Below are 11,497 nucleotides of genomic sequence, written 5' to 3'. Positions count from 1 at the left end.
TTACCAAACGTCAATCAGGGGGGAAGTACGAGTGATAAAACAGACATGGTTGAAGGCCATAGGCGCTTCAGTGCTGGCTGCTGCGATGCTGGCAGGCTGCGGCACAAGCGGCAATGGAAGTTCTGAACCGAAGGGTACTGCCGGAGAAGGACAGCCTTTTGAAAATATGGAACTGGAAGTTGCCGTATTCCAGGGTGGCTATGGCCGTGAGTATTGGGATGGCATAGCGGAAAGCTTTATGGCGGATCATCCGGGCACCAAAATAAACATCACGGCAAGCCCCAAGATCGCCGACATCGTAAGGCCGAAAATTGTTGCCGGCAACCCGCCTGACTTCATGTACATATCCGGCAGTGATAACACGCCGATCCTCGACGGTCTGATTAAAGATCATGCGCTGCTGGATCTGACAGATCTGTTTAACGAGCCAGCCGAAGAAGGCGGGGAGGCCTTGAAGGAGAAAATTTTGCCTGGCGTACTCGAATCGCCGTCCATTTCGCCTTACGGTGACGGCAAAATTTATCTTGCGCCGTTCAACTACGGTGTGATGGGGCTTTGGTACAATAAAGCATTGTTTGATGAAAAGGGACTTCAAGCGCCGGCGACCTGGGACGAATTGTTCCGGCTGAACGCCGCCGCAAAGGAGAACAATCGTGCGCTTTTCACGTACCAGGGATTGTATCCCGGTTATCTGGAGGAGATGATCGTGCCTGCGATTTACAGCGTAGGCGGCCAGGAAGCGCTGGACCAATTTTTCAACTACGATCCTGAATTCTGGAAAAGTGAAGCGTTCACCATGGTGTGGGGCAATCTTGAGCGGATTGCGAGCGAGGATAATGCGCTGATGAAAGGAACGGTCGCGCTCAATCATACCCAGGCGCAGACAGCGTTCATGCAGGGGCAGGCCATGTTCATTCCGAACGGCACGTGGTTCGAAGACGAGATGAAGGATGCGCCGCGGGAAGACGGCTTCCAGTTTGGCTTCCTCGGTGTACCGGCGCTCAAATCCGGCGACCCTGTATTGGCGTTGACCAATGTCGAGCAGATGGTGATTCCGGCGAAGGCGAAAAATCCGGAGCTGGCGAAGGAATTTCTGAAATATGTATACACCGATAAAAGCGTGCAGCTGAACGCGGAGAAATCAAAGGCGGTCATGGCGGTCAAAGGCGCGCCGGATTTGGCGAAAAGCAGCCTGTCCGAGACGACTTACAATGTGTACAAAGCAGTGGATAACGGCATGATGGCCGTTGCCGGGACCTTCAAGCCGGTGGCGAAGGGCAGCAAATATAATCCGAGTGAAGAAGTGTACTCGCCGATTTCCTCTCTGATGAACAAGCAGATGACGCTGGAGCAATACGGCAGCAAAATGTATGAGATCTATACCGACATTCAAGCTGAGCTAGCACAAAGCGGCACGGAGTCATGAGGCAAAGGATGAAACGATTATGAATATGAGAATAAGAAGGCGGCTATTTATCGCAGCCTGTCTCCTTCCGGGTTTGGCGATCTTCGGGTTGTTTAAAGTGTATCCGACGATTCAAGTGTTTGAAAAATCGCTGTTTCTGTGGACAGGAATCGGTGATGAGCCCAAGTTTATCGGTCTCAAAAACTTCACGGATTTGTTCCATGATGATGTCTTTCTGCTCTCGCTGCGCAACACTGGCTTTCTGATGCTCGTGGTGCCTGTCTTGACGATTTTAATTGCACTCATCAATGCCTCCATATTGACGCGGTCGAAGCTGAAGGAACGCGGGCTGTACCGGACACTGTTTTTCTTTCCCAGTGTGCTCTCTTTTGTCGTCATCGCGATACTCTGGTCATTCATCTATCATCCGACAATCGGCTTTGTCAATTCAGGTCTCGAGCTCATCGGGCTGGGTGACTGGGCGCTGGCCTGGCTGGGCGATCAGCGGACTGTATTGTGGGCGCTTGCTGTTACGCTCGTCTGGCAGGCGGCTGGCTATTACATGGTGATGTATATGGCGGGGATTGACGGGATTTCACCTGATTTGTACGAGGCGGCCAGTATGGACGGTGCCACACCCATTCAGCAATTCTGGAACATTACCGTGCCGATGCTGTGGGAAATTATCCGTGTTACCATCGTTTTCAGCATCAACGGGGTGCTGACCATTTCCTTTGTTGTCGTGTCGATCATGACGGCCGGCGGTCCGGACCGCCACTCGGAGGTCGTGATGACCTACTTGTACAGCCAGGCGTTTACGAATTCCAACTTCGGTTATGCGATGGCGATCGGTGTCGTCATTTTTGTAATGTCCCTGCTGCTGGCACTGATCAGCAACAGATTGACCGAAAGGGGGAGTCATTAGATGCCGGGATTTAAGGCTGTCGGACGTTTATTGCTGCGTGCTCTTCTCATCGTACAGTCGCTCGTTGTTGTCTATCCTCTGCTCTGGAACGTGCTCGCTTCATTTAAAACAAACGAGGAAGTGATGGAAAGTCCGTGGACGCTGCCCGCCTCGCTGAATTGGGACAATTATGTACGGGCGTTCACTACGGCACGCATGGGCGATTATATGCTCAATTCTGTCCTTGTTGTCATCATTTCCATGCTGTTTCTTCTTGTCATGGCCGTGCCTACAGCTTATGTGCTTGGGCGCATGGTGTTCCGGGGCAGGGGCTTCATCACCAATGTCTATATGGCGGGATTGTTCATTGGCGGTGTGTACATTATCGTGCCCTTGTTTATTTTGATGAACAATCTGAATATGCTGGACAACCGGTTTTGGCTGAGTGCCGTATATGCTACTGGCAATCTGCCGTTTTCCGTATACCTGCTGATCGGGTTCATGAAGTCGATCCCGCATGATTTCGAGGAAGCGGCGATGATTGACGGATGCGGGTATTTCAGCACATTGTTTCGGATCATTATGCCAATGACGCGCCCGGCGCTCGTAACGCTGATCGTCTTCAGTTTCTTTGATTTCTGGAATGAATATGTGCTGGCGCTCACGCTCATCACGGATGACGCGAAGAAGACGATTCCGATCGGTCTTGCCAACCTTATGCAAATTCAACAGTATGCCACGGATTGGGGTTCTCTGTTTGCAGGGCTCGTCATTGTGCTTGTGCCGACGGTCGTCATTTATACACTGCTCCAGAAAAGGCTTACGGACGGCATGATGCTTGGGGGCGTAAAGGGTTAAGAAGTTTAATGATGCTACAGAAACGGGGTGTAAAGAATGCCGGTGCTCGAAATCCGTGAAGACCAGTTTGTGTATGGAGAAAAACCGCTTCAGATCTTGTCCGGCGCGGTGCACTATTTCCGTATCGTGCCGGAATACTGGCGGGATCGGCTGCAGAAGCTGCTGGCATGCGGCTTGAATACAGTGGAAACCTATATTGCCTGGAACGTGCATGAGCCGGAGGAAGGCCGTTTCCGGTTCGATGGCATGGCCGATGTGGAAAGCTTTATCCGCCTCGCCGGCTCGCTGGGGCTGCATGTGATCGTACGGCCCAGCCCTTATATATGCGCGGAATGGGAATTCGGCGGCCTGCCGGCCTGGCTGCTGGCTGACGCCAACATGCGGCTGCGCTGCTTCAATGGGGCATTTTTGTCCAAAGTGGATGCCTATTACGACGAACTGCTGCCCCGGCTGCGGCCGCTTTTATGCACGAACGGCGGGCCCATCATAGCCATGCAGATCGAGAACGAATACGGCAGCTATGGCGATGACAAGGCATATCTCAAGTACATTCGCAATGCGATGTGCAGCCGGGGCATGGACGTGCTGCTGTTCACCTCGGATGGTCCGGAGGATCACATGCTGCAGGGAGGCATGATCGACGGTGTGCTGGCAACCGTTAATTTTGGCTCTCGTGCGAAGGAGGCGTTCATCAAGCTGCGCGAATACCGGCCTGTCGGGCCGCTTATGTGCATGGAGTTTTGGAACGGCTGGTTTGACCATTGGATGGAGCCTCATCAAGTCCGGCCTGCGGTTGAAATAACCGCCGAACTGGAAGATATGCTGGAATTGGGCGCATCCGTTAACTTTTACATGTTTCATGGCGGAACGAATTTCGGCTTGATGAATGGGGCCAATCATATTCAGCGTTATGAACCCACGGTATCCAGCTATGACTATGACGCGCTGCTTAGTGAAAACGGCGAGCCGACAGAGAAATTTTTTGCGGTGCGGAACGTGCTGGAACGGCACCTTGGTTTGTCACTTCCTGAGCTCCCGATGCCGCTTCCCAAGCGGGCATACGGAACCGTACGCCTTGACAAGCGTGCGGAGCTGTTCAGTCAATTGGACCGGCTCTCTTCCCCGGTCCGCGCAGCCTGCCCTGAACCGATGGAGAAATTGGGCCAGGCTTACGGGTTTATTCTCTACTCGACGTTTATTTCCGGTCCGCGTACAGGCATGGAACTGGTGCTGCAGGAAGTGCGGGACCGGGCGCTTGTATTTGCCAACGGGATACATCAGGGGACGATTGAGCGTTGGAATCCGCAAGCCCTGCCGCTCGATGTGCCTCCGGAGGGCCTGAAATTAGATATTTTGGTCGAAAATATGGGCCGCATTAACTACGGCCCGCTGCTGCGGGACCCGAAAGGCATCACGGAAGGGGTACGGCTTGGCAATCCATTTTTGTATGACTGGACGATCCGGCCGCTGCCGCTCGACAAGCTCGACCAGTTGATGTTTACGGAAGCTGAGACAGAAGTTGAAGCCGTGGCCGAAGCTTCCGCCGGAACAAGTCCCGCATTTTATCGCGGCACATTCCAGGTAGATGAACTGGCGGATACCTTCGTCCGTATGGACGGCTGGACCAAAGGAGTTGTATATGTAAACGGTTTTATGCTCGGCCGTTATTGGAATGCCGGACCTACCCGCACCTTGTATATTCCCGCACCGCTGCTGCGGATTGGAGAGAACGTGCTGGATGTCTTCGAACTGCACGGCACATCCAGTCTTTCCGTGGAGCTGACGGACCGGTCTGATCTTGGTTAGGAGAAAGGGGCGCAGCCTGAATGAATATGGAAGAAATATTCAACATTACACCGTCTCGCAGGCAGTATGAATGGCAAAGGACTGAATTCTATGGTTTTATCCATTTTGGCATCAATACGATGACGGGCCTCGAATGGGGCATGGGCAATGAAGACCTGTCCCTCTTCAACCCGGAAAAGCTGAATGCGTCCGAATGGGCAGCAATATTTAAGGCTGCGGGCATGAAGGCGATGATATTAACCTGCAAGCATCACGACGGATTTTGCTTGTGGCCAAGCCGCTATTCGCAGCACACTGTTGCACACACGCCTTGGAGGAACGGCAGGGGAGATCTCGTCCAAGATCTCTCCGAAGCATGCCGGCAGCAAGGGTTAAAATTCGGCGTGTATCTCTCCCCCTGGGACCGGACGGAGAGCAGCTACGGTGAAGGCAGGAAGTATGATGATTTCTATGTGAATCAGCTGACAGAGCTGCTGAGGAATTACGGTGAAATCGGGTGTGTATGGCTGGATGGCGCCAATGGTGAAGGACCTAACGGGAAAAAGCAGTACTACGACTGGGACCGCTACTATGAAACGATCCGCCGCCTGCAGCCGCAGTGTGTCATCAGCGTCTGCGGCCCGGATATCCGCTGGGTCGGCAATGAAGCCGGGCATACCAGAAAAGAAGAATGGAGCGTTGTCCCCAAGCTTTTGCAGGATGCAGAGAAAGTCGCTGAAAAATCCCAACAGGCGGATGACGGTCAATTTTCACGCTCGTTGAACTCGATGGAAGAAGATCTGGGCAGCCGGGAGGTGGTGGACAGCTTTCGCGGAGAATGGGTCTGGTATCCCGCAGAGGTGAATACCTCGATTCGTCCGGGCTGGTTTTACCATGAAGAAGAGGATCACCAGGTCAGAAGCGACCGCGAACTGTTTGAGATTTATTTGAACGCCGTCGGCGGCAACGCGACCTTTCTGCTGAATGTCCCTCCTGACAAGGACGGGGTAATCGTAAAGCAGGATCAGGAGGTGTTAACAAGGCTGGGCAGCAGAATCACTCAACTGCAGGACATCTCCCTCGTGCAAAATGCCGCTTTAACCGCATCCAGTTCCAAGCATCAGCCGGATCAATTGACGGAATTGACAGACGGTCGGCTGGAAGGCTGTTGGCAGCCGGCTGAGGATGACCGGGAGCCCTGGATTCAAATGATGCTCCCCGAGACGATTGAACTGAATACCGTTGTGCTGCAGGAACAGATTTTACAGGGGCAGCGGGTCGAAGCGTTTGAGGTGTGGGCTGCCGATCACAGTGAATGGAGCAGGATCGCCGAAGGCACCGTTATCGGCTACAAAAAGATGGTTAGAGTTCCGCCCATACGCACAGATCGATTGAAGATCGTATTTAAGAAATTCAGGGGTTTTCCTACCTTGGCTCATATCAATCTTGTGAAATTAGAGGATTAACGATGCGAAAACAAACGGCAAAGCAAAGAAACCAGCGCTTCGTTGTAATTTCCGTTCTGTTAGCGGTGTGTTTTATTTCTTTAACAGCATTTCTTTCTCTCCCCAAAGCAAACCGTGTTGCTTCCATCGGCCTATATGAGATCACAACCCCTGAGCTTTCTTTCCATATGAAAAAGCTGCAGGCTCAAGTACAAAACGAGTTCCAAACCAAATATGGTGTCACACTCGGGAAAGACGACTGGGAAGAGGAATTTGCGGGCAGGAAGCCGCTGCGTGATCTGCAGGCGAAAGCACTGGAGGAAATCATCCGGGACAAAACGGTCTTTATTCTCGCAAAGGAAGAGCAGCTGATCGATTATGTTGATTATTCCGACTTTTTGAAAGCGATGGAGGAGGAAAATCAAAACAGGGAAAAAGCTGCAGCCAGCGGGGAAATCGTGTACGGGCTGATGAACTTTTCGGCTGAACCGTATTACTCCCACGTGCTCAGTGCTTTAAAAACAGCATTAAAAACGGCCCTAAGTGAAAACGAAGGTGATCCTTTATACATTGAAAGGGGGGAAGTCGAAGCCTATTTTCAGGCGAATAAAGCGGATTGGGCGGTAAAAGGCACAAGCTACAAGCTGACGAAAATCACTATACCTGTGACACAAGAAAACAAATCTGCAATACAAGCTGAAGTCAATCAGCTGATATCGTACAATGCCGGTTTTGCTGAAATTCGCAGTAAATTCAGTGATGCGCAGGCAGTGGAAGAAGTGATTGAAGAAGAGAACGCTTCCAATCAGAACACGTTTAATAATGAGCTGCTGATGAAGCTCAAGGTTATGACTGCCGGTGAAATGACGGCGCCAATGGAAACCCGCCAAGGACTGATGGTATACCGACTGGACGAGATTGTGTTGGATGAGCAAAAAGCATTAAACGAGTACCGGTATCAAATTACGCAGCAGCTGTTGGACGAGAAGCTGGATGAATATTTGGATAGCTATCGAAAATCACTGCCCATCAAGGTGGATGAAAAGAAGCTGTCCTCAGTCACCACGACGGGATCGTAAAAGCGACCCGGCCGCGAGATCATTCCTGATGGAGGTTGGATCATGTCAACAATAAGAAGAAGCTGTTTAGTGATGATATGCTTTTCATTATTCGTAACGCTGGTTCCATATTTTGCTCCATTTACTTCATATGCCGCTGAATCCAATAAAGCCGAATTAAACGGGAATATGCGTAATCCATATGGCGGTACCGATTATTATGTCGATGCGACCAAAGGCAAGGATACGAATAACGGCACGTCAGTAAGGACACCGTGGAGAACGCTGGGCAAGGTGAACAATGCCACATTTTCTCCAGGCGACCGAATCCTGCTGAAAGCCGGTGAAACATGGAATGACGAGCAATTATGGCCCAAAGGCTCGGGCGCACCCGGCAAACCGATCACGATCGATATGTACGGAAATGCCAAGCTTGGTAAACCGTACATCGCCACGAACGGAAAGGTAAATAATCCGTTGACGTGGAATGGCAGTGATTTCGTAAAGGATAAAGACTTGGTCGGCTTGACAGGGGCTGTGGTGCTGCGAAACCAGCAGTATTGGGAAATTCACAATCTGGAGCTCTCGAATGATGATGATTTTAACACCGATATCGATGTTTCCGCGAAAACACAATCGGTTGTGCGGGACGGCGTCTCCATCACGATTAATGCAGATCTGCTGGGAGAGAACGATGACAAGATCATGGACTATTTCCGCATCAGCAACTTATATGTTCATGACATCGACGGCCCGACGGACTGGCAAAAAATCCATTACGGTGGCATCGTGTTTCAGGTGTTCGGCGAGAAAAGCTACAAGGAATATGACGAAGGCGCTTACTACTTCCAGGATGTCAGAATCGAGAATAACCGCTTCTACAAAACCGAACTGCATGCGATCCAGTTCGCTTTCAACTGGTTCTATGACCGTGACAGCAGTGCCGGCGAATACGATGAGACAGGGAAGTATCATGAAGGCTGGGAACAGCTGTGGGTCAGAAACCGCGATTTGTACAGCCGCAATGTGTATATTGCCCATAACTATGCCGAAGACATCGGCCAGGGTGCCATTCAGCTTGCCAATACGAAGGATATGGTTGTGGAATTCAATGAGGTGAATGGATACCTGCAAAGATACAATGCTGTATCCTGCGGCCTGTATTTGTGGGCCGGGGCCGATTCGGTCATGCAGTATAACGAGGTTTACGACGGCCCCTACGGGGAGTATGACGGAACTCCATGGGACCTGGAATACACGAATTTTAATGTAACCTACCAGTATAATTACTCCCACGACAACGCGGCTGGCTGGATGGCTTATATGGGCAACAGCTCCAATTCCATTGCCCGCTATAATTTGAGTGTCAATGATAACGGTGTGCTCGTCAAAAACATGCTGTCCACGAACTACTCTCCTACTTATATCCTAAACAATGTGTTTGTATATGATGCTGAAAAAATGGACTGGTTCCATGATGAAGTGTTCAAGGATACGGTCTATTTCATGAACAATGTTTTCTATAATATGTCGGAAACGACGCCGACAAAGTGGTACCGAAAAGACAACGCATTGGATAAAGCCGTGTTCTCGAATAATGCTTATTATGAAGCGGGCGGGGTCTATTCGGAGCAGCAGCCGGAGGATGCGAATGCCGTATTTGGTGACCCGATGTTTGTTAAGGATCCGGCGCAGTACAAGAAAAATAACGGTGTCAACAATATTGTGGATTCGGCCGCCAATTTCAAATTGAAGAAAAAATCGCCGTTAATTGATGCCGGACGCTACAACCCGCATGTTGGAGAACAGGACTTTTTTGACACACATCTCTATTACGGCGACAGCATAGATATCGGCATTCATGAAAGCAAAATCGGCGATAAGGTGGAAAATCCGGTTGATCTTAACCCGATTGAAGAAGAGGGCCAATCCGATCGCGTAAATTTGGCCTTGCACAAAAGTATTACTGCCAACTATACGCATCCGAACCCCGGCCTGGAGGCGAACAAGCTGGTGGATGGAAATACGGCCACACGTTGGGCCAGTGCCGACCCTGACGATATGACGGACGGGTACCCGATTATCATCACGATCGATTTTGGCGAGGAGATTACCTTTGATGAAATCTATCTGGATGAATATACGGACGGATCGACGAATCCGCGAATACAGGAATACGAACTGCAAAAGTTTAACGATGAATTGCAGCAGTGGGAGACATTTAAAGCCGTAACGGATGGTATGGGGCATGATGTTACACTTGCTGATTTCGGCAGTGTGGCCAGCAGCAAGCTTCGGTTACTCATTACAAAACAGAAAGAGACAGAGTACTGGACACCGACCATGACGGAAATTCAGGTGTATAACAATGGCGAAAGTGAGGAAGAGACCAACCCGGCGTTGTCTATCGACCATGCCACCTATGATTTAAACGAATCCATGCTTAACGATCCGAGCAATTCGGTAATGGTTGACGTTTATTTGAATCATGATGTGCTTAAAACCATCCGGTATATCGGCACGGAAGGCAATGTGTTATCCAGCTTGACCGAAGGTGAGGACTATAACATTGAAAACAGCTCAACTTATCGGTTTTTGCCGGATTTCTTGCAGGGGCTGCCTATAGGACAATCCGGTCTGCAATTCGAGTTTGCATCCGGTAAAAAGCTAAATCTGAATCTGGCTATTATTAATTCTGGCGCGACCGCATCAACGTTTGAAGCGGCCCAGGCTATCGAAAGCCACGATCAACGAGAATACGAAATGTAAATGAAAAGGCGATCTTTCCCCGGCTTAAGAGGGGAGATCGCCTTAAAATAATACAATACCCATAATCGCAGAGCCTGCGATGACCGTGAGGGGATGGATTTTATATTTGGTAATAGCTACAAAAGCCAGCACACCGATGAGCAGTGTGGCAAAGGTCGTCCAATGAAAGATGGCCTCCGAGCTGCCGGAAAACCCGAAATGGATGGCTGCATACACGATAAGCCCGGTGATGATCGGACGCAGACCATAAAATGAGGATTTTACCCATTGGTAGGAATTGATTTTATAGAAAAATGCCGCAATCAGGATGACCACAATAAGACTGGGAAGCACAATCCCGGCGGTGGCGACAATGGCTCCCGGCAAGCCTGCAGTGTTATAGCCGATCAAGGTTGCGCTGTTGGTTGCAATCGGTCCGGGCGACATGCCGGCCAGCGAAACGATGCGCTGGAATTGTTCTGCGGAAAGCCAATTGTATTTCTCCACTTCAAATTGGATCATCGGCAGAATGGCATAACCGCCGCCGAAGGAAAGAAAGCCGATTTTCAAAAAGGAAAGGAATAACTGCCAGAACAGCATAGAGACCACTCCTAGATATAGTATTCGATGACAGGCTGTTTATCGTGGTACTCTTTTTCAGTTTGGACCGAGAGCCCCAGCAGCTTTTTCACTCTTACGATCACAACGCCGATCACAAGTCCGATCAGAATCATGAACGTCGGGTTCATGCCGGTCAGGAGAAGAACAATCAGGGTACCGACGGCTACAACAACGGTGGTGCGGTCGAACAAAGCGCTTTTGCCCATTTTGTAGGCGGCTACCGCGATCAGGCCGATAATGGCGCCATGAATGCCTTTAAAGGCAGCCTGTACTTTCGGCTCATGCTGGAATAAGGAATAAAATGCGCTGAGCGCAAACACGATAATGAAGGTAGGAAGTGTTATACCGAGCGTTGCAGCGATCGCCCCCGGCACTTTGCCCATCCTGTAACCCAGAAATGCGGAAGCGTTCACGCCCACACCCCCTGGGGCGGAGCCGGCCAAAGACATCAGGTCATTCATTTCCTGGCTGTCAATCCATTTCTTTTTGTCTACAAATTCCCGTTCAATCAGCGACATCATGGCATATCCGCCACCGAAGGTGGCAGGCCCGATTTTGAAGAAGATCCAGAACAGATCCCATAAAAGCGTTAGTTTTGATATGGTGCTTGATTTCATGATGGCTCACCTCGTTATTCTTGTCTCCATCATACCACCTTTTTACCAAAATGAAA

9 protein-coding genes are annotated in these 11,497 nt (G+C 50.4%); 7 read left to right on the top strand and 2 right to left on the bottom strand.

Translation table 11 applies throughout. The annotated features are described in order from the left end of the window. Positions 1–31 precede the first annotated feature (31 nt). Genes ACI1P2_RS17990 through ACI1P2_RS17960 form a run of 7 tightly spaced genes read left to right on the top strand, consistent with a single transcriptional unit; the run spans position 32 to position 10,224 of the window. Positions 32–1,426, top strand: a complete 1,395-nt coding sequence (locus ACI1P2_RS17990; RefSeq protein ID WP_355321232.1) for a carbohydrate ABC transporter substrate-binding protein — start codon at positions 32–34, stop codon at positions 1,424–1,426. Positions 1,427–1,445: 19 nt separating this feature from the next. Continuing rightward, positions 1,446–2,330, top strand: coding sequence for a carbohydrate ABC transporter permease (locus ACI1P2_RS17985; protein ID WP_355321231.1), 885 nt, complete (start codon positions 1,446–1,448; stop codon positions 2,328–2,330). Next, positions 2,331–3,167, top strand: a complete 837-nt coding sequence (locus tag ACI1P2_RS17980) for a carbohydrate ABC transporter permease (protein ID WP_355321230.1) — start codon at positions 2,331–2,333, stop codon at positions 3,165–3,167. A gap of 36 nt (positions 3,168–3,203) precedes the next feature. Further along, on the top strand, positions 3,204–4,973 hold the full coding sequence (locus ACI1P2_RS17975) for a glycoside hydrolase family 35 protein (RefSeq protein ID WP_355321229.1): 1,770 nt from the start codon (positions 3,204–3,206) through the stop codon (positions 4,971–4,973). Between the two features lie 20 nt (positions 4,974–4,993). Then, positions 4,994–6,418 (top strand): alpha-L-fucosidase, encoded by a 1,425-nt coding sequence (locus ACI1P2_RS17970; protein ID WP_355321228.1) that lies wholly within the window; start codon positions 4,994–4,996, stop codon positions 6,416–6,418. Between the two features lie 2 nt (positions 6,419–6,420). Further along, positions 6,421–7,476 (top strand): peptidyl-prolyl cis-trans isomerase, encoded by a 1,056-nt coding sequence (locus tag ACI1P2_RS17965; RefSeq protein ID WP_355321227.1) that lies wholly within the window; start codon positions 6,421–6,423, stop codon positions 7,474–7,476. Between the two features lie 42 nt (positions 7,477–7,518). Next, positions 7,519–10,224, top strand: a complete 2,706-nt coding sequence (locus ACI1P2_RS17960) for a discoidin domain-containing protein (RefSeq protein WP_355321226.1) — start codon at positions 7,519–7,521, stop codon at positions 10,222–10,224. 42 nt (positions 10,225–10,266) lie between these two features. On the opposite strand, the gene ACI1P2_RS17955 is transcribed toward ACI1P2_RS17960, so the two are convergent. Together ACI1P2_RS17955 and ACI1P2_RS17950 are read right to left on the bottom strand one after the other, a co-directional pair. Continuing rightward, complete coding sequence (locus tag ACI1P2_RS17955) at positions 10,267–10,803, bottom strand: chromate transporter (protein ID WP_355321225.1); 537 nt, start codon at positions 10,801–10,803, stop codon at positions 10,267–10,269. A gap of 11 nt (positions 10,804–10,814) precedes the next feature. Then, positions 10,815–11,441 (bottom strand): chromate transporter, encoded by a 627-nt coding sequence (locus ACI1P2_RS17950; protein WP_355321224.1) that lies wholly within the window; start codon positions 11,439–11,441, stop codon positions 10,815–10,817. Between the last annotated feature and the right edge of the window lie 56 nt (positions 11,442–11,497).

It is taken from the genome of Paenibacillus jiangxiensis (genome assembly GCF_046098255.1).
GTDB classification, from domain to species: Bacteria; Bacillota; Bacilli; order Paenibacillales; family Paenibacillaceae; genus Paenibacillus; species Paenibacillus jiagnxiensis.
The sequence above is the reverse complement of the archived record's forward strand: the minus strand, read 5'-3'. Positions and strand labels throughout refer to the sequence as shown.

Excerpts from the sequence above, each read along its gene's own strand:
- ACI1P2_RS17985 (WP_355321231.1), top strand. The coding sequence starts at position 1,446 with ATGAATATGAGAATAAGAAGGCGGCTATTTATCGCAGCCTGTCTCCTT.
- ACI1P2_RS17980 (WP_355321230.1), top strand. The coding sequence starts at position 2,331 with ATGCCGGGATTTAAGGCTGTCGGACGTTTATTGCTGCGTGCTCTTCTC.
- ACI1P2_RS17975 (WP_355321229.1), top strand. The coding sequence starts at position 3,204 with ATGCCGGTGCTCGAAATCCGTGAAGACCAGTTTGTGTATGGAGAAAAA.
- ACI1P2_RS17970 (WP_355321228.1), top strand. The coding sequence starts at position 4,994 with ATGAATATGGAAGAAATATTCAACATTACACCGTCTCGCAGGCAGTAT.
- ACI1P2_RS17965 (WP_355321227.1), top strand. The coding sequence starts at position 6,421 with ATGCGAAAACAAACGGCAAAGCAAAGAAACCAGCGCTTCGTTGTAATT.
- ACI1P2_RS17960 (WP_355321226.1), top strand. The coding sequence starts at position 7,519 with ATGTCAACAATAAGAAGAAGCTGTTTAGTGATGATATGCTTTTCATTA.
- ACI1P2_RS17955 (WP_355321225.1), bottom strand. The coding sequence starts at position 10,803 with ATGCTGTTCTGGCAGTTATTCCTTTCCTTTTTGAAAATCGGCTTTCTT.
- ACI1P2_RS17950 (WP_355321224.1), bottom strand. The coding sequence starts at position 11,441 with ATGAAATCAAGCACCATATCAAAACTAACGCTTTTATGGGATCTGTTC.